This is a genomic window from Olsenella phocaeensis, from assembly GCF_048189965.1.
In the GTDB taxonomy this organism is placed as follows: Bacteria; Actinomycetota; Coriobacteriia; order Coriobacteriales; family Atopobiaceae; genus Olsenella_I; species Olsenella_I phocaeensis.
Window position 1 is genome coordinate 19,949 of record NZ_DBEZHV010000021.1, and the last position, 23,252, is coordinate 43,200.

Here is a 23,252-nt window from a genome sequence, read left to right on the forward strand (position 1 = left end):
GCGTTCGCGTGGCCTTCGGGGGCGTGGCGGAATTGGCATACGCAGGGGACTTAAAATCCCTCGCCGAAAGGATTGTGGGTTCGAACCCCACCGCCCCTACCAGCCATCGCCTGCGTGCGGGCGTGCGCAGCGCCCTGCCGCCGTCCCTCTCGCCTTGGGCTCTTCCTTTTTCGTGGTTCTGGCCATCGTGGACTATCCTGTACACAAGTTGCCTGTACAGTAGTTGTCCTGTATACGACCTATCCATGTCATGGACCAAAGCGAAAGAGGGATCCCGTGAGAGAGCAGCGCTTTGGGTTTCCGACGCTTCCTGACCCCCTTGCGGCAGACGCCAGCTGCATTCTGACCCAACCAGCGCTTGCCTCCGAGGGCCCCCTGCACGTCCAGCTCGCCTCGGCGCTGCGCCAGGCCATCGCCACGAAGGAGTGGCGGCAGGGCGACGCCATCCCCTCGGAGTCCGAGCTCATGGCCCGCTACGGCCTCAGTCGCGGCACGGTGAGGCGTGCCATCCGCACGCTGGTGGAGGAGGGGCTGCTCGTCAGTCGCAAGGGGAGCGGCACCTTCGTCACCGAGGGAGGGCTTGCCAGGCCCAGCGTGCTGAGGCCCCTCTCGTTTGCCACCCTCCTGCACGAGCGCGGCGTGGCCTACGTCACCGACGTGCTGGCCAAGGAGGTCGTCGAGGCTCCTCGCAGCGTGGCCGGCGAGCTGGGAATCGCCCCCTCCGCCCCCGCGCTCTTCATGCGCCGCGTACGCTCGTCGGCCGGCTCGCCGCTACTCTGTCAGGAGAGCTGGTCCAACCTCTGCGCCTGTCCGGGCCTCGAGGCCTCGGACTTCTCGCGCGAGTCGCTCTTTGACGCTGTCGAGCGCTGCTCGGGGCGCAAGATCCTCAGGTCCAGCGTGCGCTACCTGTCATGCCCGGTGGACGAGGAGCATGCCGGCTACCTGGGCTGCGACGACGGCGAGCCCATCCTGGTCCTGGAGCAGAACATCCAGCTCGAGGATGGCACGCCCATCGAGTGGAGCCTCACCTGGCTGGGGCCGGGGCAGTCCGTGGCAGGAATATCGTTCCAGGACGACGGCGCGGTGCTCCTGGGCGGCATGCCGCCCGCGGACGCCTCCGACGGGCGGGCGCTGCGCCGCAGGCTCGAGCTGGGCGCGCTCGACGTGCGTCGTGGCGTGGCGCGGATCGCCCATCGCTACCCCGACACGCCCTTCCACATAGGCGGTGCCCTCTCCATGGCCGAGCTCGTGGCAGTCCTTCTGGGCGACGTGATGCGGACGGGGCGCGACGGGACCCCCTGGGAGCGGCGCGACCGCCTGGTCGTCTCGAAGGCGCACTGCTCGGTGGCGCTCTATCCCGCCATGCTCGCGGCGGGCCTCATCAGCCAGGACGACCTGGACCGCGGGCTCTTCGGCCCCGACGCCGTCCTGTTCAAGCACCCCCACCGCGACCCCTCCCGGGGGATCGAGACCTCGGGCGGCAGCCTGGGCATGGGGCTGGGCTACGCGGCCGGCCTCGCCCTGGCGATCAGGAGGCGCGGGCTCGACTCGCGCGTGTTCTGCGTGGTGGGCGACGGCGAGTGCGACGAGGGCTCCATATGGGAGTCCGCCGGCTTCGCTGCGTTCAGACGCCTGGACAACCTGACGGTGGTCGTGGACGCCAACGGGATGCAGCTGGACGGCTCGACCTCGGACATCCTGGACAACGGTCCCATCCAGCGCAAGTTCGCCTCCTTCGGCTTCGAGGTCTGCGAGGTGGACGGCCATGACGTCATGGCGCTGCGGGCAGCCCTGAGGGCACGCTCGACCCGGCCTCGCGTCGTGGTGGCGCGCACGGTGAAGGGCAAGGGCCTCTCCTTCGCCGAGATGAGGGTGGAGTGGCACGACTGCGCCCTGGACGACGAGCTGTACGTGCGTGCCATGGAGGAGCTGGACGCCCGCGAGAGGGAGATCTGCGATGAGTGAGAGAGGAGCTGGCATGCCGGTTGGGGGTGCGGGCGAAGGTATTGGCCTCGTCTCGCCCGAGGAGGCGGCCCGCTTCGCCGGAATGACGCACAAGGACGTCTTCGGCGAGGTGATGGAGGGGCTCGCCCGTGGGGGCAGGGAGCTCTCCGTCGTGGTGTCGGACTATGGCCGCAGACTCAACCTGGGAGGGCTTCGCAAGCTCTGTCCCGACGCCTTCGTGCAGTGTGGCATCGCCGAGCAGAACCAGCTCGAGGTCGCCGCCGCGCTTGCCAACGAGGGGTTCTGCACCTTCGCGCCGTCGTACGCGACCTTCATCACGGCGCGCGTCCTGGACCAGATCCGCGTCAACCTGGGCATCATGCGCTCGCCCGTGATGCTGGTGGGCGTGAGCTGCGGCTGCGACTCGGCGATCCTGGGCGCGAGCCACATGGCCCTGGAGGACGTCGCCTGCGTGCGGTGCATCCCCGGCATGGTGGCTGCGAGTCCGGCGGACAACGCCGAATTCGCGGCGGTGCTGCGCTGGCTTGCCGCCAACCCGCGTCCGGCCTACGTGCGCATGAGCGAGCCCCTGGCCAATCTGCATCCCGACGGCGTGGACTCTCTCGAGGGACTGGACGCGCTGCGTGGGGCGGAGAGCCCCGACGTCGTGATGGTTGCGAGCGGGACCATCGCGGCGACGGCGGTGAGGGCTGCGGAGGCCTTGGCGGCACGGGGCGTCGAGGCGCGCGTGCTCGACCTGCTGATGGTGAAGCCGCTCCCTGGGGAGTCGCTGCTGCGGCAGGTCGCCGGCGCGCGCCTGGTGGTGACGCTCGAGGAGCACAGCGTGGTGGGGGGTCTGGGCGGAGCCGTCTCGGAGCTCCTCGCCGAGCGTGGCCTGGGCGTGCCCCTGCTCAGGCTGGGCATGCCGGACGCATACCAGGCCGCCGACACGAGGGAGAGGGTCCTCTCGCTTTGCGGCCTGGACGTCGAGGGTGTGGCGGCGTCCGTGCTCGGGCGCCTGGCGTCGCTGTAGCGGTGGTGGCCTGGCGGTGCGCCCGCGGCTGGTTGGGCTGTAGGGTGCCGGCGGCTCGTCCGTTGGCATCGGATGAGAGGGACTGACGGTGCGATTAGTGTGCACAAACTGGGAAATGCAAAAATATTGCAACTAGTTACCTGGGATTTTTTTCATAATGCACCAAGTTTGTGTACACTAATTTGCCTGGATGGACGCTGACGCAGCCTCGAGGCGCACTGCATCGCCGCCAGCCTCCCGCAACCGGAATGTGACCAGAGGTGCAAAAAGTCGAGCCCGCCGGCAGCTGCCAGGCGGGCTCGCTTCGCTGCGATGGTGCCCCCAACGAGACTCGAACTCGTGTCGTCGCCTTGAAAGGGCGATGTCCTGACCGCTAGACGATGGGGACGCGGGCCAAAGTATAGCAAAGTCGCAGGCGCGTCCCCTTCGCGTCCCCGTCTACCAGTCGTAGCCGGTCTTCCGCGCATAGTCGCGCGCCGCGCCCTCGATCTCGGGAATGGCCTCCGCCCAGGCGGGCAGGTCGGGCACGTCCACGATGACGGGGTCGGCCTCGTGGACGGCCAGCGACGCCTCCTCGTAGCTGTAGGGCTGCGCGCAGGGCCGGTCGGGCATGTAGGTCTCCTTGAGCACGGGGCGGAGCAGCGCATAGGCCGCCCCCTCGCTCAGGCGGCTGTAGCCCAGGAGCGCGCGCCGCGCGGCACCGAGGCGTCCCAGCTTGTAGAGGAGGATCACCCTGCTGAGGGCCGACCAGGAGTCCCCCCTGCGACCGAGCCTGGCGTCGAACGCCTCGAAGCCCTCCTCGTCCTCCAGGCGCGCCAGGGCGAGCGCGCTGGTGTGGCGCGCGCCGAGGAAGTCCGATGGCGCGTCGCGTAGCAGTCCCTGCGCCCACTCGTCCGCCTTGCGGTAGCGGGCGGAGTCGAAGAGCGCCCTCACGATCGCCGCGCGCACGCGCAGGCGGGGGCGGGCAAACACGTCGTCCCAGGCGTCCGCAGCGCCCCCGTCGGACCAGGACGGCTCGGGCGAGTCGTCGAGTATGTCCAGCAGCAGCTCGAGGTAGGGGTCGACGTCCAGGTCCCGCGCGATGGCGTCCAGGAGCCGGGCATCCGTGCACTGTGGGTCGACCGCAAGCGCGGCCGCGCAGTCCTGGCGCATGCGCGCCATGCGCCGCTGCCGCGTCTGCAGGTAGGCGTCATCGTCCAGGAGGTCGTCGTCCTGGAGCGACGCGTCGTAGCGCTCCAGGGCCTTCTGCACCAGCAGCAGGGCCTCGTCGCCCTTGTCGTCCATGAAGGAGCTGGGGTCCTCGCGCACGGCGAGGAGGAGCTCCGCGTACCCGCTGGACGAGAGCCCCAACGCGATGCTGCGCTTCTGGGCGAGCCTGAGCACAAGCTCCTCGTGCGCGTCCACCTACTCCGCCTCCCTGCCGACGCCCCACTCGACCTCGTCGGCAAACACGTGGGCGCGCTCGTCGTGGCCCAGGCGCCCCAGGCATTCCTCGCGCAGCCACGCGCCCAGGGCACCGCGCCCTTCCTTGTCGCGACCCTCCTGCAAGAGGACGGTGCCCTCGGATATGGCCAGGATGAGTTCGTCCTCGCTCCTAGGCTGCGTGACCAGGCGAGAGAAGACCCCATCTGGGAGCTCGCGCTGTATGGCCAGGGCCGAGAGGGCGTTGGGATGGGTCTCGGCGAGCCTCGTGATGGCGTCGCGCGCGCCGACCAGGTCGTGGCTCTTGTAGGCAAGGGCGATGCGCGCGAGCTGCGCCCAGGCGTCCTGCGTCGCGGGCATGCCGCGCCGCGCCTCGATCTGGGCGCCCTTTCGACAGAGCTCCTCGAGCCCCTGCTCGTCCTCGACCTTCGCAAGGGCGATGAGCGCGGTGTACCTCACGTCCGCCTCGTCGTCGGGGTCGATTCGCATGAGCTCGCGGGCGATGTCGATGGCGTCCTTGTTGCGGCCGCAGATGACTGCCTTGCTCGCCTGCATGGCGCGCCAGCGGATGAAGGGCCGCAGGGCCAGGTTGGCGGCGATCCTGCCGCGCTCCCCGCCCTCGCGCTTGAGCGCGTGCTCGTGCTGGCGCAGGCACCATGTGCGCACGTCGTCGCCCTCGGTCCTAAGGAAGTCATAGTAGCCGTCGAAGGAGGCGATCTGTGACGCCTGCTGCATGCGCAGGGCGTCGAAGCAGTGCTCGTCGAGGAGAAGTGCCTCGTCCAGGAGCTCGTGGCCTTTCTTGATGAGCTCGAGGGCCTTGTCGTCGTCCGAGAAGGGAAGCTCGTAGTCTATGACCGTGGTGGCGCGCGCGACGAGGCCGAAGGCGCGGTCCGCGTCGTCCTGCGGGAGCGAGTCGCGGTCCTGCGAGAAGCGGCGGCCGAATCCGGCGAAGGCCCTTGCCGCGGCAAGCGGGCCCATGCGGTCGGCGCTGCGCATGAACTGCAGGCTCAGACGCTGGTAGTCCTCCCTGTTTGGCTCGTATGCCAAGCGTGCCTCCCTTGCCTCTTCTCCCGGGTCCGAGCCCGGGAGCTGGTGCGACAATCGTAGCGGAGCGCGTCCCGCGGCGCGCGTGACGGCTGCGGCGAGCGTGGCCTGTTTGGCTGTTGTGGGGGAAGGTGGCCGGGCCTCTCTCTCGCCCAGGCATGAATATAAATGTACAGTAAATACTGGTCATTCAATTTTGTCAATACATGTAGGTAAAATATTCAGCAATCGGACCTTAAAAGTCGACAAGTGGTTTCGTATATCCAATTTTATTTCATGCAGGTATCCTCAGGAGGATATGGGGCTGAGCCAGGTCGCGTGCGACAGTCTGCGCGTCCTGGGGCACAGGGCCTCTCTAACCATCGCGGCCCCGCGGGGGCGGGGCCAGTTGAAGGAGGAGAGTTTATGGGACGTTTCACCAATCCGCGTGATCTGTACTTCGGCGAGGGGGCCCGCCACGAGGTGAAGAACCTCAAGGGCTCCAAGGCCATCATCGTCTCGGGCGGCAGCTCCATGCGTCGCGGCGGCTTCCTGCAGGACGTCGAGGCGGACCTCAAGGAGGCCGGCTTCGAGGTTGCCTTCTTCGAGGGCGTCGAGTCCGACCCCTCCGTCGAGACCGTCATGAAGGGCGCGGCGGCCATGACCGAGTTCGGCCCCGACTGGATCATCGCCATCGGCGGCGGCAGCCCCATCGACGCAGCCAAGGCCATGTGGATCAAGTATGAGTACCCCGAGTGCACCTTCGAGGACATGTGCAAGGTCTTCGGCCTGCCCGAGCTGCGCAAGAAGGCCCACTTCTGCGCCATCAGCTCCACCTCCGGCACCGCGACCGAGGTCACCGCGTTCTCGATCATCACGGACTACCAGAAGGGCATCAAGTACCCCCTCGCCGACTTCGAGATCACGCCTGACGTTGCCATCGTCGACCCCGAGCTCACCTACACCATGCCCGCGAAGCTCTGCTCGCACACCGGCATGGACGCCCTGACCCACTGCATGGAGGCCTACGTCTCGACCGTCGCCTCCACCTTCACCGACGGCCCCGCCCTCCACGGCATCCGCGAGATCACCACGTGGCTGCCCGTCTCCTACACGGGCGACAAGGTGGCGCGCCAGCACATGCACGACGCGCAGTGCATCGCCGGCATCGCCTTCTCGTCGGGCCTGCTAGGCATCGTGCACTCCATGGCCCACAAGACCGGTGCCGCCTTCAGCGGCGGCCACATCATCCACGGCTGCGCCAACGCCATGTACCTGGGCAAGGTCATCCAGTTCAACGCCAAGGACGCCCGTGCCGCCGAGCGCTACGCCTTCGTCGCCAAGGAGATCCTGCACCTCGAGGGCGAGACCAACGAGGAGCTCGTCGCTGCCCTGGTCCAGTACATCCGTGACCTCAACGACAAGCTGGACATCCCCCAGGCCATCAAGAACTACGGCGAGGGCGGCGTGAAGTCCGAGACCTCCATCATCGACGAGAAGGAGTTCCTCGAGAAGCTCCCGACCGTCGCGGCCAATGCGATCGCCGACGCCTGCACCGGCGCCAACCCCCGCCAGCCGTCCCAGGAGGACATGGAGCAGCTCCTCAAGTGCGTCTACTACGACCTGCCCGTGGAGTTCTAGTTCCCGTTCCACAGAGTCGAGCATTTGGGTCCCGTCGGTCTTCCGGCGGGACCCTTCTTTCTGGCGGGGGGCACCGCAGTGCGTGCCGTCGTGACGCGCGCAATCATGCGGGCGAGAGTGGCGTGCCACCTTGGCCGGGCGTCAGCCCCAGACGCGACGGAGCTCGGTGCCCTCGGTGCTGAGGCTCACGACGAGGCGGCTGCGGTCGCCGGGCTCGATGAGCACTGAGGCCTCGAACGCGCGTCCCGTGGTGTCGAAGGAGGTCCTGAGCACCCTGAGCGCCGCGCTGCCCACCCTGACACCCAGGGCCTTCGCCTCGCGTGCGTCGAGGCAGACCGCCTCGTAGCTCTCCTCCGCTCGGGCGGGCAGGGCCCCCGAGCCCTGAGAGATGAGCGCATAGAGGGAGGTCGAGAGGTCCTCCTCGCTGAGGTTCGGGCAGAGCTCGCAGGGGACGTAGGCGATGGCGAGCTGCAGGGGGAGGCCGTTGCCCAGGCGCAGGCGTCTGATCTCCCACACGGGTGTGCCCTCGGCAACGCCGAGCCTGCGGGATATGCCACCCGAGGCCTCGCGTCGTCTCAGGCCCAGGAGCCGCGACGCGGGCAGGAGCCCCGCAGACTCCATCTCGGACGAGAAGTTGAGGGGGACGCTGCTCTCACCGCGTGTCGTCTCTGGCCTCACAAAGGTTCCGTGGCCCCTCCTGCGCACGACACGGCCCTCGTCCACAAGGTCCTTGAAGCAGCGACGCACCGTCGCGCGAGAGAGGCCGAAAGCCTGACAGAGCTGCATCTCGGTGGGCAGCGGTGTCGTCTCGTCGAGGGAGCCGCTGGCCATGAGCTGCAGCATGCGTTGCTTGAGCTGCTGGTAGAGGGGCAGCTGCGAGTTGTCGTCCAGGGGGCTGGATGCGATGGCGGCGAGGTTGTCCACGAGCTCCTCTCCCATGATTTGAATATATGTACGGTACATACGAACAAATAACGAGACATATCCTACATCCCCAGGCCGGGGTGGTACATTCCCGTCAGCAAAAGTACGGTAGGTGCCGTACAAAGAGACAAGAGAGAGGACATGCCATGAACCCCAGCAAGAAGGCGGCGGAGATGAGCGAGCGCGAGCTCGCGAGCTACATCGACCAGTCCGTGCTCAAGCCCGAGTTCACCGCGGAGGACATCAAGAAGTACAGCCAGGAGGGCATCGACTTCGGCTGCAAGACCATCTGCGTCAACCCCGCCTCGCTGGACATCGTCGCCCCCATGGTCAGGGGCACCAACACGGGCATCTGCGTCGTGTGCGACTTCCCGTTCGGTCTCTCCACCACCGCGTCCAAGGCGCTCCAGGCCGAGGAGTACTGCAGGAACTACGAGATCGAGGACCTGGACATCGTGGCCAACTACGGGCGCCTGCGCTCCGGCGACCTCGACTACGTGACCGCGGACATAAAGGCAGTCGTCGACGTCTGCCACAGCTACGGCACCAACGTGAAGGTCATCGTCGAGACCGACTCCCTCACCATCGGGCAGGTAAAGGCCGGCACGCGCTGCGCCGTGGCCGCGGGCGCCGACTTCATCAAGAGCTCGACCGGGTTCTATACCGGTGGCGAGCAGCGCGGCGCGACCAACGAGGTCGTCGCGGCGATGATCGAGGCCGGCGAGGGCAGGATCAAGGTCAAGGGCTCCGGCGCCATCCGCACCCGCGAGCACTTCCTCGAGCTCATCGACATGGGGGTCGACCGCATGGGCGTCGGCTACCGCTCGACGCCGGTGGTGCTGGGCATGAGCGCCGATGAGGCAAGGAAGCTGGGGTAGGATCCAGCTGCGGTGGCGTCGGGCGGGTCTTGGCGCCACCGAGGTGGAAAGGCGTATGTAGCCCGCAGGTCGTCCGGCTCCATGAGGGGAGAGGCCATGTGCCGCGAAGTCGAGTTCGATGAGCTTGGGGATGGCAGCGCAAGGACAGGGGGACCATTGGTCGTGCACGTGCCCTCTGACGCGCTGGGCGAGACGGGGCTTGCGCTCGTGAGGGCCGCCGCGATCCAGTTCAGGCGCGAGAGCGTCGTCGTCTCTCGCCTAACGCATGTCGAGGGCATGGAGGGGGTCCGCCGTTACCTGGATCGCTACGTTCCAGACGGCAGTGCGACGGTGCTCTTCCACACCATACTCGACGAGGGACTGCGCGAGGAGCTCCGCCAGGAGGCGGAGGAGCGCGGCATGGCGACGGTTGACCTTCTGGGCCCTTCCCTGAGCATGCTGGAACGGCTTCTGGGCGAGGCTCCGATGGATGTGCCCGGCCTCGTCGTGGAGCGCGAGAGTAGGCTCGTCCGTAGCATCGACGCACGACGGCTCTAACGCCGGGACATGCCGGGGGAGTGACGAGGTGGCAGAGATGGTCGCAGTTCAGCTGGCTCACGACATGAACGTTCTGGCGAGGTTTCTGGGAAGGCGTGACGTCCCCACGCTGACCCGGGACGCCCTCCAGGGGCGCTATGGCTTCGCCCAGGCCGACGTGATGGCGCTCTTTGGCGGGAGCATCCTCGCAGGCGGGGACGTGCTGGCGGCGGCGATGCGCGCGGACGTCGCGAAGGCCTACGTGATCGTGGGTGGGGCCGGTCACACGACCCAGACCTTCCGTGAACGCGTGCGCGGGCTCTGCCCCGACCTCGACTTCGAGGACGACGCCTGCGAGGCGGACGTCTTCGCCGCGTACCTCCGCACCAGGCACGGGCTGGAGGCGGACCTCCTCGAGCGGCGGTCAACCAACTGCGGAAACAACACCGGCTACCTGCGCGAGCTCCTGGACGAGAGGGGCGTTCCCTGTCGCTCGCTGATACTCTCGCAGGACGCCACCATGCAGTTGCGCATGGAGGCCATCGCACGGCACGACTGGCCGGACGTACTTCCCGTGAGCTATGCGACCTATGCGACGCGTGTTGTGGCGCGAGGCACGGACCGCATGAGCGAGACGGCCGATCCTCTCGCCCGCCTTGACTTCGAGGAAGAGCCTCTGGGAATGTGGGGGCTGCGGCGCTACCTGACCCTGCTTATGGGGGAGCTGCCCCGCCTGACTGACGACGAGGGTGGTTACGGCCCGCGTGGCAGAGACTTCCTGGTCCATGTGGACGTGCCGACCGAAGTTCAGGAGGCGTTCGGGCGCCTGCGCGAGGAGTTTCCCGACTGCGTGCGCGTCGCCAATCCCAAGTTCGCGTAGCGCCGTCGCGTGGCAGCAGACCGCGTAGGAGTGGCTCAAGCACCCCATGGCGTCACGTGACTCTCGCACGAAACGAGAATGATGCGAGCGCGACCATTGCGAACCTGCGCGTATTACAAAGCCCCTCGCACGAAATCGAATTCGTGCGAGGGGCCCTCGTCTACTTATGCCTGACGCTTGAGTTCCAGCAGCGTGCGCATGGCCTGGCAGAAGCCGTCGGTCGAGTCCTGGGCAGACACGAAGGCGTTGCCCGCCGTCGCCAGCGCGGCCTGGGCCTTCGGGTTGCTGATGCCGTTGCGCATGAGCAGGAAGGTGCCGACCTCGCCCGCCATGGCGCAGTCCGCGGGAGAGTCGCCACAGGCCATGACCTCGGCGGGGTCCCAGCCCATGAGCTCGATGTAGCGTCGCGCGGCCGAGCCCTTGTCCAGCCCGCGCGGCGTGATGTGGTAGGTGTGCACGTCCTCGACGCGACCGTCCTCGAAGCTCGGCAGGATGGTCTTGCCGGTGATGCGCGTCACGAAGCCGTTGTCGGCCAGGTAGAGAGGCAGGCCCGTCTCGTCCAGCATGGCCTGGGCCTCGTCCTCGATCACCGCACCGCGCAGCGCCACCGTGACCTCGCGGTACTGGTAGCCGATGTTGTTGTCGTTGTAGGTCTCGAGGCAGTCGTACCAGCGGGCGAGCATGCGGTCCACCACGCCGGTCTCCATGATGAGGTCGTGAGGGGTCTTGCTGCAGGCCTCGCCGAAGGGCATCTGGGCGGTGAAGTAGTGCCACACCGCGTCGGAGCCCTCGTGCAGGCAGAGGACGCCGCCCATCTCGCCTATCCAGCCGGGAAGGCCCAGGATGCGAGCGTCCTCGCGGATCATGGCTCGGTTGCGTCCGGTGCATGGAATCACCTGGACGCCGGCGCGTCGCAGGTCGACCAGGGTCTGCGCGAGCTCGGCGGAGGGGGTCCCGTCCGTGGTCGAGAGCGCCTGTCCGTGGCTCACCATGGTGTTGTCGGTGTCGCTGATCACATATTTTATGCGAGAGAGGCGCCCGGCCATGGGGTCTGGGACCTTGCTGGCGTCGACGGGGAAGGTGGGGAGCGAGAGGGCAGTGGGCATGGCGGTCCTTTCTCGGCCTGCGTTCGTCTTGCGGGAGGGTTGAGCTAGCCGCGGTCCGTCCGCGCCGTGCGTGCGGCGACGGCCCGCTCGAAGAGGGTCGCGTCGGTCTCGCAGGGAACGAAGGAGTCCCCCTCGTGCTGGCGGGTCTCGTCTCCCTTCGCGAGGAGGCATACCACGGCCCCGCGTGGGCTCTGGAACGCCCGTTCGACCGCACGCCCAATGGCGTGCGGGCGGTTGACGATGACCTCGAAGTCCTGGCCCTCGGGTGTGGCCGCGGCCATCTGGGCGCAGATCTCCTCCACGGGGTCGTGCGCTGGATCCTCCTCCGTGTAGACGACGAAGTCCGCCCAGCGCGACGCCTCCTCGGGGAGCTCCCGGCGCCGCTCGTAGGCCTTGCCTCCCGGTGCGCCGAAGACGGCGATGACCTCGCGGCCGGGGTACTCCTTGGCCACCGAGGCGAAGAAGCGCTGGTACGACAGCTTGTTGTGGGCGTAGTCCACGATGCCGGTGATGTTGGGGTCCGACGTGCGCAGGAGCTCCATGCGACCGGGGACGCGCACGTGCGCAAGGCCAGCCTTGACCTGCTCTTGCCCGATGTCCAGCACCTCGCAGGCGGCGATGGCGCAGAGGGCGTTCTCGGCGTTGAAGAGGCCCGCCATGCCCACCTCGACCTCGCCCTCCCAGCTGGGGGTGTGGACGAAGAGGCGAATTCCGGAGTCGGAGGGGCGCGGGTCCCGACACCATACGTCGGCGTCGGCGGCATCCTCGCCTGCGAGGAAGGTCACGACGCGCTTGCAGCGACGTGCCGCCGCCAGGACCTCGTCCGCATGGTCGCTCCCCAGGTTTACCACGGCCACCCTGGCCTGCTCGAAGATGCGCAGCTTGCTCGCGAAGTAGTCCTCGAAGCTGGGGTGCTCGCGCGGCGATATGTGGTCGCGGCCTATGTTGAGGAAGCAGGCGACGTCGAGGCCGAGCCCCACGACGCGCTCGTACTTGAGCGCCTGGCTCGAGACCTCCATGGTGAGGTAGGGGAGCCCGCTTTGCGCCGCGTTGGCAATGTGGCGCCAGAGGTCGGGCGGCTCGGGAGTGGTGTTGACGCTCTCTGCGTCCTCGATGCCGTCGAAGATGTCGATCGAGCCCATGATGGCGCTCTGGGGCGTGTCGTGGCACGCGTCCAGGATCGCCCGGAGCATGTAGGCCGTCGTGCTCTTGCCCTTGGTGCCAGTGATGCCCACGACCTCGAGCCTGCCGTCGGGGCGGCCCCAGCAGGCGGCGGACGAGAGGGCCATCGCCGTGCGGAGGCCGTCGTCGCGCACGACAAGCGCGGGGACGTGCGGCGCGACTGCCGCGAGCTCGTCTGCGCGGGAGTCATCGCAGAGGTAGGCCACACACCCGGCCTCGAGCGCCTGCTCAAGGTACGCCGGCTTGAAGGCGGCGCCCTTGCAGACGAAGAGATGGTCCGGCCCGGCGAAGCGGGAGTCGCAGTCTGCCCCGGTGAGCGAGACGGACGCAGCGTCGACGGGCTGCGGGCCACGTGCCAGCAGTCCGTGGTCGCGCAGCAGGGACGCGATGGATTTCACTGTGGCGTTCATGCCTGACAGTATACGACGCGAATGGTCGGGAGGAACCCGCGAGCGAGGTGCGACGCAGGCCATGGCGCCTGGCGTGCGCCTCCCGAGCAGGTGCCGCATGGCCCCTCCGTGCTACACTTTGCCCCTACGGGCGATTGGCGCAGCGGCTAGCGCAGGTGCCTTACACGCACAAGGTCGGCGGTTCGAATCCGTCATCGCCCACCATCGCATCCAGGACGGGCCCCGCGGGGCCCGTCGTCATATGGGGAGGAACCATGGGAGCATCCGGTGCGTACGAGTTCGTCCGTGCGAACGGCCGTGCCGACGACCAGCTGAGGCCCGTCACGCTCACGCGCGACGTCATGAAGAACGCGGACGGCTCCTGCCTGGTGGAGTTTGGCGACACGCGCGTGCTCTGCGCCGCGACGGTGGAGGAGGGCGTGCCGGCCTGGCGCAAGGGTCAGCATGCGGGCTGGGTGACCGCCGAGTATGCCATGCTCCCCGCGGCGACCAACACGCGCGGACGCCGCGAGTATCGCGGGCGCAAGGGGCGGTCGATGGAGATCGAGCGCCTGGTGGGGCGCAGCCTCAGGGCGGTGTGCGACCTGGGGAGGTTGGGCGAGTACACCGTGACCTGCGACTGCGACGTCATCCAGGCGGATGGCGGCACGCGCACGGCATCCGTGACCGGGGCCTGGGTGGCTCTGCACGACGCGCTGAGGTCCTACATGGAGGCGGGACGCATCTCTCGCCTGCCCCTTACCGGCCAGGTGGCGGCAATAAGCATGGGGCTCGTCGGGGGCAGGCTGCTGCTCGACCTCGACTACCCCGAGGACTCGCACGCACAGGTGGACATGAACCTGGTCGCCACGGGTGACGGCGGGATCGTGGAGCTGCAGGGCACCGACGAGCGCTCCACCATGGACCGCGACCAGCTGAACGGCCTCCTCGACCTCGGGCAGGCGGGAATCGCCCGCTTGGTCGAGCTGCAGCGCAAGGTGACGAACTTCGGCGCATAGGGGAGGGACCCGGGGCGGATGCTGCGCCGGCTCTGCAAATCAGGGAATCTCAACGTTGAAAATCAGGGAATCTCGACTCGAAAAATCAGGTATAGTTGCAGTTAAACGAAGCGTATATCTATCCTGATGGTAGGAGGTCAACGGCTTGATTCCCCGAGACATCTCGCGGGCCATCAGAGAGGCGCTGGGAGAGTATCCAGTGGTGTCGTTGACGGGCGCCCGGCAGACGGGCAAGAGCACTCTTCTGAGGAGCATGCTTCCCGACTGGACCTATCTCTCGCTCGAGGACCCTGACCTGCGTGCGCTGGCTCGGGACGACCCGCGAGACTTCCTCGCCCGTCATGCCCGCCACGTGATTCTGGATGAGGCGCAGCGCGTCCCCGAGCTCTTCTCCTACCTCCAGACAGTCGTCGACCAGACCGGTGACGCCGGTCAGTTTGTGGTCTCTGGCTCCCAGAACTACCTCCTGCTCGAGCAGGTGTCCCAGAGCCTGGCGGGTAGGGTGGCGCTCGTGACCATGGCACCGTTGACGCGCGCCGAGCTGCTGGCGGCCAGGCCGGGAGACCTGTCGGCGCCAGAGAAGGGCGCGCGCCTCCTCGACGCCGTTCGCAATGACAGGTGGGCTTGGGTGCTGTACGGCGGCTATCCGCGACTGTATGACTACGGAGTGCATCCCGCGCGGTACTTCGCCGACTACGTACGGACTTATGTGGACCGTGACGTACGCGAGGAGCTGCGCGTCCTCAAGCTGGCCGAGTTCGAGCGCTTCATGGGGTTGTGCGCCGCACGTGCGGGGGAGCTGATCAACTACTCGGCCCTGGCAAGTGACGCTGGGGTCGACGTGAAGACTGCGAAGTCGTGGATCTCGGCCCTGAGCGCCAGCAACATTCTGTTCGAGCTTCGGCCTTACAGCTCGAATGCCAATGCACGTCTCGTAAAGTCGCCCAAACTCTATTTCATGGACACAGGCCTCCTGTGCCACCTGCTGGGAATCGACGACACGGAAGCGCTGGCTGCATACGCGAAGCGTGGCAACGTCTTCGAGAACGCCGTCATTGCCGAATACGCCAAATGCGTGCAGTCGTCGAGGAGACGGCTACACGCGTCCTTCTACAGGACCAGCGGCAGGGACGAGGAGATCGACCTGGTCATAGAGAGGGGCCTCACGCCCTTCGCGGCGTTCGAGGTCAAGTCGAGCGCGACCTACAACTCGAAGTTCTTCAAGAACGTGAGTTCCGTGGGAGAGGCCCTTGACATACCCCCCGAGCGACGTGGCGTCATCTACAACGGCGACCAGGTCATGGTGGGAGGCACCCGCGGCCTGCTCATCACGCCCGACCAGATTCCAGGCGTCGTGGACGAGAGCATCTTCGGCTAGCCTTCGAGCGGCGCGCCCCACGTGACGTTGGAGGTGCCGCACGCGACGGACCAACTCCCAAAGGAGGACCACATGTCGGATGTAGCAGACGCAGGAAGCCTGGACCCGGCCACCACCATCGTGGTGGCCACGGGCAACGCGCACAAGCTCACGGAGATAGAGGCAATTCTCTCCCAGAGGCTCGAGGGATATCGCTTCGTGGCCCTGGGCGAGCTCGGCGACTTCCCTGACCCCGTCGAGGACGGCGAGGACTTCTTCCAGAACGCCCTCATCAAAGCACGTGCCGCCTTGGACGAGACGGGCCTCTCCATGGCCGTTGCCGACGACTCTGGGCTCTGCGTCGATGCGCTCGGCGGTGCCCCCGGAATCTTCTCCGCGCGCTGGGCGGGGGAGCACGGGAACGATGACGCCAACAACGACAAGCTCCTCGCCGAGCTTACGGACGTCCCCGAGCGCGAGCGCGGCGCGCACTTCCACTCCACCGTGGTGCTGGTCGAGCGCGACGAGGACGGCGAGGGGGTTCTCCGCGGCGACGGCGACGTGCCCGGGACCATCGGCTTCGAGCGCCGCGGAGCCAACGGCTTCGGCTACGACCCGCTCTTCAACGTGGCGGAGCTCCCCGGCAAGACCATGGCCGAGCTCCTGCCCGAGGAGAAGAACGCCATCTCGCACCGCTTCCACGCCCTCATGGACCTCGCGGCGAAGCTCTAGTCCGTTGTCGCGTCGGGCGGCGCGCCAGTCGCCTCCGTCCACGCCGCCGGCGCGCCCCACCCTCCGCATGCCGAGCGCTTCCTGGGGTCCGCAACCGCCCTTTCTATAATGTCCTTGTCCAAGGGCGCGGGCCCACGCGCCGCCGCACTCACCGTCGTCTACGGAGGAAGCATGAGAATCATCCGCGTCGCAGGCTACGAGGAGATGAGCAGCCGCGCGGCTGACGTCATCGCCGCCCAGCTCATCCTTGACCCCAGGAGCGTCCTGGGCCTCGCCACGGGCACCACGCCCGTCGGCGCCTACCGCCTCCTCGTCGAGAAAAACCGTCGCGGCGAGATAGACTTCTCGCAGGTCCGCACCTATAACCTGGACGAGTATCGCGGGCTCTCGCACGACGATTCCCAGAGCTACCACTACTTCATGGCCGACAACCTGTTCAAGCACGTGAACATCGACATGGCAAACACCCACGTGCCAGACGGCTCCGACCCCGACGCCGAGTCCGCCTGCCGAGCCTACGACGCCATGGTCGAGGAGGCGGGCTACCCGGACCTCCAGCTCCTGGGCATCGGCAACAACGGTCACATCGGCTTCAACGAGCCTGCCGAGGGCTTTCCCGTGGGCACCCACTGCGTCGACCTGACGCCCAGCACCATCCAGGCCAACAGTCGCCTCTTCGACGACCCCGACGACGTTCCCCGCCAGGCCTACACCATGGGCGTGGGGACCATCATGAAGTCCCGTCGCGTGCTCGTCCTGGCGAGTGGCGCCGCCAAGGCCGATGCGGTCAGGGCCATGTGCTACGGCCCCGTGGTCCCCAGCTGCCCCGCCTCCGCGCTGCAGCTGCATCCCGACTGCATCGTCATAGCGGACGAGGCGGCACTGGCCAGGTGTCCTGAGGAGTAGCCGCCGGCAGGGGGGACGCCGTCCGCTCGACGGGTGGCGGAGTCAACGCGCAAGGCGAGAGGGACGTCGCGACCAAGGTCGGGCGTCCCTCTCGCTTGTCTCGGGCCCGTTGTCCCGCGCCTGCGCCGTTCGCGCCCGCGTTGACTACAGCTTTACGACGCGCGGCTCGTGGCTGTAGTGGTTGAGCACCTCGCAGCCGTCCTCGGTGACGATGAGCAGGTCCTCGATGCGCACGCCGATCTCTCCGGGGATGTAGATTCCCGGCTCGATGGAGAAGCACTGCCCCTCCCGGATCGGCTCGTCGTGGGTCGCGCTGACGTCGCCGGGCTCGTGGTCCTGCAGGCCAATCTGGTGTCCCAGGCGATGCGTGAAGTAGGGGCCGAAGCCGGCGTCCTCGATGACCTTGCGAGCCGTGAGGTCGATCTGCGCGAAGGTCACGCCGGGGCGCACCATCGCCTCGGCGGCCTCGTTGGCCCGGCGCACGGTGTCGTACACCAGGAGCTGGCGCTCGCTGGGAGTGGCGGTGAAGAAGGTCCTGGTCATGTCGGAGCAGTACCAGTCGCGCTTGCAGCCCACGTCGAAGAGGACCATGTCGCCCTTTGCCAGGACGGTCTGGTCGGGCTCGTGGTGCGGGTCCGCGGCGTTGGCGCCAAAGCTCACGATGGGGGTGAAGGAGTGGTCCTGGGCGCCCAGGCGGCGGTACTCGCCCAGCAGGCCCTCGGCTATCTGCTGCTCGGTCACGCCCTCGCGCAGCTGTGCCACGAGCCAGTCCATGGCCCGGTCGTTGGTGAGGCTGGCGTCGCGCATGAGCTGGCGCTCGCGCTCGTCCTTTACGGAGCGCGCCTCGTCCACGGCAGAGGAGGCCAGGCGGAAGCCGCTCGCCGCTCCGGCGTCCATGAGGGGCAGGAGCCAGCGGGCCGTGAGCTCCTTGTCCACGCCCAGGGCGGCGTCGTGGCGGGTGACCTCTGTGACCAGGGGCACGGGGTCCTGCGTGTCGTCGAAGCTCACGACGCGGTCCGCCGCCCCCGCGGCGTCGGGGAAGAGGCGGTTGGCAAAGAGGACGGCCTCGTCCCTGCCCAGGTAGAGCGCCAGGAAGCGCTCGTAGGGCTCGGTGTAGTATCCGGTCAGGTACCAGATGGAGAGCGGGTCGCAGACCAGCATCTGCTCGAGGCCCAGGGCATCGAGCCCCCTGAGCACGCGTTCCTTGCGTTCCTGGTTCATGGGTCCTCCTCGTCGACGGCAGCGCGTCGGGGCGCCCGCTCGGGCTCGCATGGCTTGCGCGTCCGGTGCGCCACGGCGTAGCTGTCTGCCTTTGGTGAATGCTCACCTGCTGATATACACTCAAAGACTGCATGGTACAAGGCCGCGGGATCACGTGCATGCCGCGACCACTTCTTGGAGGTAAGCGATGGATAACGAGACTTCCCCCGTCAACCGGGTGGACGAGATCCGTGACGAGCTGGTCAGGCTGCAGGGGAAGCGTGTCAGGGTCCGCGCGAACATGGGTCGCTCCCGCGTCATCGAGCGCTCGGGCACCCTGGTGGGCGCCCACCCCTCCCTCTTCGTCATCGAGGTGGAGGAGAGGCGCGGTCGCACCGCCCGCCAGTCCTACCAGTACGTGGACGTGCTGACCTCCACCGTCGAGCTCTATGACCCCGACACCGGGGAGCGCCTGCTCGATTACTCGCAGGTGGAGATGTAAGAGGGAAGAGCGCCCCGTCGGATGCCGGCGGGGCGCTCTTGTCGGCACGAGGGATCGGGGGAGAGGCGCATGGGCACGGAACGAGTCAGGATCGCCGCGCCGGCCAAGCTGAACCTGCACCTGGGAATCCATCCGGGCAGGGACGAGCGTGGCTACCACCGGGCCGACTCCGTCATGGTGGCCGTCTCCCTTGCCGACGAGCTGCTCGTCTGGGAGGAGTCGGGCCGCGAGCCCGGCCTGCGCATGAGCGAGGACGTGGGGGTCGACCCACGCAAGAACACGGTGTGGGTCGCGGCGCAGCGCCTCTGCGAGGAGTACGGCCATGAGCCTTGCTTCCAGGTCGAGGTCACCAAGCACATCCCGGCACAGAGCGGGCTCGGCGGGTCGTCGTCGGACGCGGCGGCCATGCTGCTCGCCCTCTGCGAGCTCTGGGGAGAGGACCCCGCCGACGAGCACGTGGTCACGGTGGCCCGCGGCGTGGGTGCCGACGTGCCCTTCTTCCTCAACCTGGCTCCCTCCTTCCTGGACGGCGCGGGAGACGTGCTGCGAGAGTCCTTCCCCCCGCTCGACGGCGTTCCCGTGGCGCTGGTCAGGCCCAGGGGGGGTGTCCCCACGGCCGAGGCCTACCGTGTCTTCGACCTGGCGCCCAGCGAGCCGCCATCACCGGAGGGCATGTGCCGGGCCCTTCGCGTGGGCGGCGTGCGCGCGGTCGCGGACGCCCTCCACAACAACCTCTCCGACGCCGCCGCCCGGGTCGAGGGAGGGGTCGTGTGCGCCGAAGGGTGGCTGCGCGACCAGGAGGGCGTGCTCGCCGCGCAGGTCACGGGCTCGGGGAGCTGCGTGTTCGCGATCTGCGAGGACGAGGTCACGTCGTCTCGTGTCGCCGGTCGCGCGAGCTCGGAGCTCGGCCTCTGGTCCTGCGCCACGCGCACGGTTTCCAGGCGAGAGGTGCTTCTCGCCTAGGGCGGCAGGCTGACGGCACGAGGCAGCACGAGGCGCGTTTGCGGCGATTGTCTTCACGTCACTCTCGCCCTGGCAAATCTGCTAGAGTAGACAAGCTTTTCGGGACGTAGCGCAGTTTGGTAGCGCGCACGGTTCGGGACCGTGAGGTCGCTGGTTCGAATCCAGTCGTCCCGACCACGAGAGTTCGGCCGTCGGCATCCGTGCCGACGGCCTTTTTGATGCCGGGCGCCGCTCTGCGACCATCCCGGCGTGAGGAGTCGCATGGGCGTCAAGGAAGCTTCAGCGATTGCGGCGGCAACGGGCAACGGCGACGAGGGCGCGCGGCTCTCGCCCCTCTTCACCTCCGGCTGGGGGGTCTTCCTCCTCTGCACGTTCTGCTGCCTGCTCTGGGGCAGCGCCTTCCCCTGCATCAAGCTTGGGTATCGCCTCTTCTCCATCCCCGCAGGGGACTATGGCTCCCAGCTCCTCTTTGCGGGCGTGCGCTTCTTCCTGGCAGGTGTCATGGTCACTGCGTTCATGAGCGTCAGGCGCGGTCACTTCCTGCGTCCCCGCGTGGACGAGCTTCCGGTGGTGATGCTCCTCTCCACCTTTCAGACCATCGTCCAGTACCTCTGCTTCTATGTGGGGCTCGCCTTTGCGATGGGCACCACGAGTTCCATCATCACGGCGAGCTCCAACTTCTTTGCCATCCTGCTCTCGGCGTTGGCCTTCAGGCAGGAGAGACTCACCGGCCGCAAGCTCCTGGGCTGCGCCCTGGGCTTCGCCGGCGTCGTGGTGGTCAACCTGGGGAGCCTGGGGAGGGGCGGCTTCGCCTTGGGGGGCGAGGGTCTCATCCTCCTCTCTGCGCTTTCCGGTGGGCTCGTGACCTGCCTCCTGCGCCGCCACACCCAGGAGCACGACCCCGTGATGCTGAGCGGCTGGCAGTTCATGCTGGGCGGCCTGGTGCTCGCGGGCCTCGGACTCGCCCTGGGCGGCCACCTCTCGAGCCCCGGCATCGCTGGCGTGCTGCTGGTCCTGTACATGGGGTTCATCTCTGCCGCCGCGTACTCCGTCATGAGCCAGCTGCTCTCGGTCAACGCGGTGTCGCGCATCGCCGTCTTCCGCTTCATGACGCCTGTCTTCGGCTTCCTGCTCTCGGCGCTTTTGCTGGGCGAGGCCGGTTCCATCGACCCGCTGCGCTCGGTCCTGGCGCTCGCGCTGGTCTCGGCCGGAATCGTGGTGGTCAACGTGGCGCCGGGGGCGAGGGGCAGGGCGGCGTAGGGCCGCCTCTTCCGAGGCCGTTCGTCGCCCTTGCCGCAGGGCCGAGAGCCGCCGGCCGAACCGCGCGCTCCGCTCGGCAGGGACGCATGCCTTGGACTCCGTGGCATTGGGCATAAGAGTCGAAGGGGCCCTTCGACCCCTCTGCCTGCTCTCCTACGTCCGGAGGTGGTTGTGATGCACGTTCTTGGGCTCGGATTGCCGGAGCTTGTCGTCCTCCTGGTCTACGTCGCGCTTCCGGTGGTCGTGATCGTCCTCGTGGGTCGTGGCGTGTACCGCTGGGGAAGGGCGGTGCGGGAGGACCTGGACTCCATCGCCAGGAGCCTCGAGCGCCGGGGTTCGGACGACGCCCTTCTCCCCAAAGATTAATCGCGAAAAATTAAATAGCGCACTGTATATCTCTGCGCGCAGAGGGTAGAAGCCTACCAACGAGGACGGGCGACGCAGGGTCGCGCGTCGCAGGGGAGGGTCGAACCCGGACGCGTCCGGGCCAATCGAGAGGAAACTACCATGAAGAAGGTTCTCTTCGTGCAGGGCTCGCTCCGCAAGCAGTCCTTCAACCGCCAGGTCCAGGCCGCAATCGTCGAGGAGTTCGGCGACTCCGTCGAGGTTAGCGAGCTCGACTACTCCGAGCTGCCCCTCATCAACCAGGACGTCGAGTGGCCCACCCCCGCCGCCGTCGCCAAGGTGCGCGAGCGGGTCATGGCCGCCGACGCTATCTGGGTCGTCACCCCGCAGTACAACGCGAGCTTCCCCGGCCATGTCAAGAACCTCTTCGACTGGCTGTCCCGCCCCGTCGAGCAGGGTAAGCCCGCCACCGCCATCAAGGGCAAGAAGGTTACCGTCACCGGCATCGGTGGCAAGACCGCTACCGCCCAGATGCGCGCGGCCCTGAGTTCGCTCCTGCGCTTCATCGGCATGGACACCATGGACGAGGAGGGCACCGGCTACGCCGTGAACGGCAGCGCATGGATGAGCAACGTGGTCGAGCTCAGCGACGAGCAGGTCGCGGCGCTCAAGAAGCAGGTCGCGGACTTCCAGGCCTTCATCGAGGCGTAGGCGCTCGCTGGCGGGACGCTCTCCGCGCGACTCATCGCTTGCAGCACCCGGGCGGGTGGCACATCGCGTGCCGCCCGCTTTTTTGTGCCGGGGGAGGCTCGCAGGACGGTGGGCGCCAATCTCCCTCGGCGTCTGCGCCTCTGTCTTTATGGAGCAGCGACGCCGACCGCGAGCAAGCCCGCGTCCGCCCCCTGTACCATGGAGCCAGGTCCCGTGCGCCATCGTCGCGCGGGCACACCAACACGCGAGCCGCTTCCGGAGGCATCATGGAGCTGCAGAAGATCGACTACGACGAATACCGCCAGATTGCCGAGGGCATCGGGCGTCCCCTCCCCATTGAGCAGACCGAGTCCTGGGCCGAGTACCAGAAGACCGTCGAGGGTCGCACCCCCTACGGTTACTTCAAGCTGGTCGACGGCACGAGCATCGCGGCCGTCATGTCGGTCATGGACTTCCAGACCCACGGCTATCACTACCTGCGTTCGGAGCATGGCCCGGTCTGGCTCGACGAGCCCAGCGAGGACCAGGAGCGCCAGGCCGTGGAGGCGATTCGCTCCTGCCTGCGTGGCATGGGCTCCCATGCCGTCTTCGTTCGCATGGCCGTGGCGCACGAGCTCGACGCGACTCGCCCCACGCTCTCCACGATCCCCTACGACCGCACGGTGATCGTCGACGTCACGGGGGGCGACGAGGCGATCCTCTCGCGCATGAAGCCGCGCGGCAGGCGAGACGTGCGCAAGGCCCTGCGCGAGGCGCCCGTCACCTGCGCGGACGAGACCCAGCGCGCGATCGAGTCCTTCGACGAGTACTACGAGGTCATGGTCGAGACGGGCGAGCGCGACGGCTTCGTTCCCGCCCCCGCGTCCGACTATGTCACGATGCTCGAGGTCCTTGGCCCCGAACATTGCCGCCTGCTTGCCGGACGCGACGAGGACGGCCGCGTGGTGACCTGGTCCATCTGCACCATCTCGGGCACGCGCGCCACGCGCTACTACGCCGCGTCCCGAAACGAGACCATGCGCAAGCACGTCTCGGACAAGCTGGTCTACTTCGAGTGCTGCGAGATGGGCCGCCTCGGCTGCGAGGAGTATGACCTCATGGCCATAGGATCCGAGTTCTCGCCCAGCCTGATGGGCCTCAACGAGTTCAAGACAAAGTTCTGCAAGGAGGTCGCCGAGGTCGCGCCCGACCGCGACCTGCCCCTGAAGCCCGCCACCTACGCCGCGCTCGTGCAGGCGCGCAGGCTCGTGGTGGCCCGCCGGCAGCGGCGCGAGGACAAGGCTCGCAAGGGCACCCGAGGCGAGAAGAGCGAGGGCTAG

The 23,252-nt window shown here is 67.6% G+C and carries 22 protein-coding genes and 4 tRNA genes; 19 read left to right on the forward strand and 7 right to left on the reverse strand.

Features of this window, described 5'->3' with window-relative positions:
* The first annotated feature begins 17 nt into the window (after positions 1 to 17).
* From ACMPH2_RS09415 to ACMPH2_RS09425, 3 genes are all read left to right on the forward strand, one after another.
* Positions 18 to 102: transfer RNA gene (locus ACMPH2_RS09415), tRNA-Leu, on the forward strand.
* A gap of 174 nt (positions 103 to 276) precedes the next feature.
* Complete coding sequence (locus ACMPH2_RS09420; protein WP_417119300.1) at positions 277 to 1,965, forward strand: UTRA domain-containing protein; 1,689 nt, start codon at positions 277 to 279, stop codon at positions 1,963 to 1,965.
* Positions 1,958 to 2,977 (forward strand): transketolase family protein, encoded by a 1,020-nt coding sequence (locus tag ACMPH2_RS09425; protein WP_417119301.1) that lies wholly within the window; start codon positions 1,958 to 1,960, stop codon positions 2,975 to 2,977. Before ACMPH2_RS09420 ends, ACMPH2_RS09425 begins: the two co-directional genes overlap by 8 nt.
* Positions 2,978 to 3,290: 313 nt before the next feature.
* On the opposite strand, the gene ACMPH2_RS09430 is transcribed toward ACMPH2_RS09425, so the two are convergent.
* The 3 genes from ACMPH2_RS09430 to ACMPH2_RS09440 form a co-directional block, all read right to left on the reverse strand.
* Positions 3,291 to 3,365 (reverse strand) — tRNA-Glu (locus tag ACMPH2_RS09430).
* 50 nt (positions 3,366 to 3,415) lie between these two features.
* Positions 3,416 to 4,381, reverse strand: coding sequence for a hypothetical protein (locus ACMPH2_RS09435; protein ID WP_417119302.1), 966 nt, complete (start codon positions 4,379 to 4,381; stop codon positions 3,416 to 3,418).
* Positions 4,382 to 5,446, reverse strand: a complete 1,065-nt coding sequence (locus ACMPH2_RS09440; protein ID WP_417119303.1) for a response regulator receiver protein — start codon at positions 5,444 to 5,446, stop codon at positions 4,382 to 4,384.
* A gap of 402 nt (positions 5,447 to 5,848) precedes the next feature.
* On the opposite strand from ACMPH2_RS09440, the gene ACMPH2_RS09445 reads away from it, so the two are divergent.
* Positions 5,849 to 7,063, forward strand: a complete 1,215-nt coding sequence (locus ACMPH2_RS09445) for an iron-containing alcohol dehydrogenase (RefSeq protein ID WP_314639301.1) — start codon at positions 5,849 to 5,851, stop codon at positions 7,061 to 7,063.
* A gap of 141 nt (positions 7,064 to 7,204) precedes the next feature.
* Here ACMPH2_RS09445 and ACMPH2_RS09450 read toward each other — a convergent pair whose 3' ends face one another.
* Positions 7,205 to 7,987 (reverse strand): GntR family transcriptional regulator, encoded by a 783-nt coding sequence (locus tag ACMPH2_RS09450; RefSeq protein ID WP_314639303.1) that lies wholly within the window; start codon positions 7,985 to 7,987, stop codon positions 7,205 to 7,207.
* 146 nt (positions 7,988 to 8,133) lie between these two features.
* Here ACMPH2_RS09450 and deoC point away from each other — a divergent pair, with 146 nt between their 5' ends.
* The 3 genes from deoC (at position 8,134) to ACMPH2_RS09465 (ending at position 10,261) form a co-directional block, all read left to right on the forward strand.
* On the forward strand, positions 8,134 to 8,865 hold the full coding sequence (gene deoC / locus ACMPH2_RS09455; protein WP_314639305.1) for a deoxyribose-phosphate aldolase: 732 nt from the start codon (positions 8,134 to 8,136) through the stop codon (positions 8,863 to 8,865).
* Between the two features lie 96 nt (positions 8,866 to 8,961).
* A complete protein-coding gene (locus ACMPH2_RS09460; protein ID WP_314639307.1) occupies positions 8,962 to 9,402 on the forward strand; it encodes a kinase/pyrophosphorylase in 441 nt (146 codons plus the stop codon).
* Positions 9,403 to 9,430: 28 nt separating this feature from the next.
* Positions 9,431 to 10,261, forward strand: coding sequence for a YdcF family protein (locus ACMPH2_RS09465; protein ID WP_200781446.1), 831 nt, complete (start codon positions 9,431 to 9,433; stop codon positions 10,259 to 10,261).
* 164 nt (positions 10,262 to 10,425) lie between these two features.
* Here the strand turns inward: ACMPH2_RS09465 and ACMPH2_RS09470 are convergent, their stop codons facing one another.
* Both ACMPH2_RS09470 and ACMPH2_RS09475 read right to left on the reverse strand, forming a co-directional pair.
* Positions 10,426 to 11,367, reverse strand: coding sequence for an HAD family hydrolase (locus tag ACMPH2_RS09470; RefSeq protein ID WP_417119304.1), 942 nt, complete (start codon positions 11,365 to 11,367; stop codon positions 10,426 to 10,428).
* A gap of 44 nt (positions 11,368 to 11,411) precedes the next feature.
* The gene (locus tag ACMPH2_RS09475; protein ID WP_417119305.1) at positions 11,412 to 12,947 is read right to left on the reverse strand and encodes a Mur ligase family protein; all 1,536 of its coding nucleotides are present in this window, start codon (positions 12,945 to 12,947) and stop codon (positions 11,412 to 11,414) included.
* Between the two features lie 140 nt (positions 12,948 to 13,087).
* Here ACMPH2_RS09475 and ACMPH2_RS09480 point away from each other — a divergent pair.
* The 5 genes from ACMPH2_RS09480 (at position 13,088) to nagB (ending at position 16,952) form a co-directional block, all read left to right on the forward strand.
* A tRNA-Val gene (locus ACMPH2_RS09480) sits at positions 13,088 to 13,163 on the forward strand.
* 50 nt (positions 13,164 to 13,213) lie between these two features.
* Entirely contained in the window at positions 13,214 to 13,957 is a 744-nt protein-coding gene (gene rph, locus ACMPH2_RS09485; protein ID WP_417119306.1) for a ribonuclease PH, read from the forward strand.
* 145 nt (positions 13,958 to 14,102) lie between these two features.
* Positions 14,103 to 15,335: an ATP-binding protein gene (locus tag ACMPH2_RS09490; RefSeq protein WP_417119307.1), complete on the forward strand. Its 1,233-nt coding sequence runs from the start codon at positions 14,103 to 14,105 to the stop codon at positions 15,333 to 15,335.
* A 72-nt stretch (positions 15,336 to 15,407) separates the two neighbouring features.
* On the forward strand, positions 15,408 to 16,046 hold the full coding sequence (gene rdgB / locus ACMPH2_RS09495; RefSeq protein ID WP_062531596.1) for an RdgB/HAM1 family non-canonical purine NTP pyrophosphatase: 639 nt from the start codon (positions 15,408 to 15,410) through the stop codon (positions 16,044 to 16,046).
* A 171-nt stretch (positions 16,047 to 16,217) separates the two neighbouring features.
* Positions 16,218 to 16,952, forward strand: a complete 735-nt coding sequence (nagB, locus tag ACMPH2_RS09500) for a glucosamine-6-phosphate deaminase (protein ID WP_417119308.1) — start codon at positions 16,218 to 16,220, stop codon at positions 16,950 to 16,952.
* A 144-nt stretch (positions 16,953 to 17,096) separates the two neighbouring features.
* Here nagB and ACMPH2_RS09505 read toward each other — a convergent pair whose 3' ends face one another.
* Positions 17,097 to 18,173, reverse strand: a complete 1,077-nt coding sequence (locus ACMPH2_RS09505; RefSeq protein ID WP_417119309.1) for a M24 family metallopeptidase — start codon at positions 18,171 to 18,173, stop codon at positions 17,097 to 17,099.
* Positions 18,174 to 18,360: 187 nt separating this feature from the next.
* On the opposite strand from ACMPH2_RS09505, the gene ACMPH2_RS09510 reads away from it, so the two are divergent.
* The 7 genes from ACMPH2_RS09510 to ACMPH2_RS09540 all read left to right on the forward strand — a co-directional run bounded on the left by ACMPH2_RS09510 (position 18,361) and on the right by ACMPH2_RS09540 (position 23,252).
* Positions 18,361 to 18,654, forward strand: a complete 294-nt coding sequence (locus tag ACMPH2_RS09510; protein ID WP_009278373.1) for a Veg family protein — start codon at positions 18,361 to 18,363, stop codon at positions 18,652 to 18,654.
* Positions 18,655 to 18,723: 69 nt separating this feature from the next.
* Positions 18,724 to 19,617 (forward strand): 4-(cytidine 5'-diphospho)-2-C-methyl-D-erythritol kinase, encoded by an 894-nt coding sequence (locus ACMPH2_RS09515; RefSeq protein ID WP_314639320.1) that lies wholly within the window; start codon positions 18,724 to 18,726, stop codon positions 19,615 to 19,617.
* A gap of 100 nt (positions 19,618 to 19,717) precedes the next feature.
* Positions 19,718 to 19,794: transfer RNA gene (locus tag ACMPH2_RS09520), tRNA-Pro, on the forward strand.
* Positions 19,795 to 19,878: 84 nt separating this feature from the next.
* Positions 19,879 to 20,877: a DMT family transporter gene (locus ACMPH2_RS09525; protein ID WP_417119310.1), complete on the forward strand. Its 999-nt coding sequence runs from the start codon at positions 19,879 to 19,881 to the stop codon at positions 20,875 to 20,877.
* 174 nt (positions 20,878 to 21,051) lie between these two features.
* On the forward strand, positions 21,052 to 21,243 hold the full coding sequence (locus ACMPH2_RS09530) for a hypothetical protein (RefSeq protein WP_062531599.1): 192 nt from the start codon (positions 21,052 to 21,054) through the stop codon (positions 21,241 to 21,243).
* A gap of 141 nt (positions 21,244 to 21,384) precedes the next feature.
* Positions 21,385 to 21,933 carry an NADPH-dependent FMN reductase gene (locus tag ACMPH2_RS09535; protein ID WP_417119311.1) on the forward strand — a complete coding sequence of 183 codons (549 nt, stop codon included), beginning with the start codon at positions 21,385 to 21,387 and terminating at the stop codon, positions 21,931 to 21,933.
* Positions 21,934 to 22,199: 266 nt separating this feature from the next.
* Positions 22,200 to 23,252 (forward strand): lipid II:glycine glycyltransferase FemX, encoded by a 1,053-nt coding sequence (locus ACMPH2_RS09540; RefSeq protein ID WP_417119312.1) that lies wholly within the window; start codon positions 22,200 to 22,202, stop codon positions 23,250 to 23,252.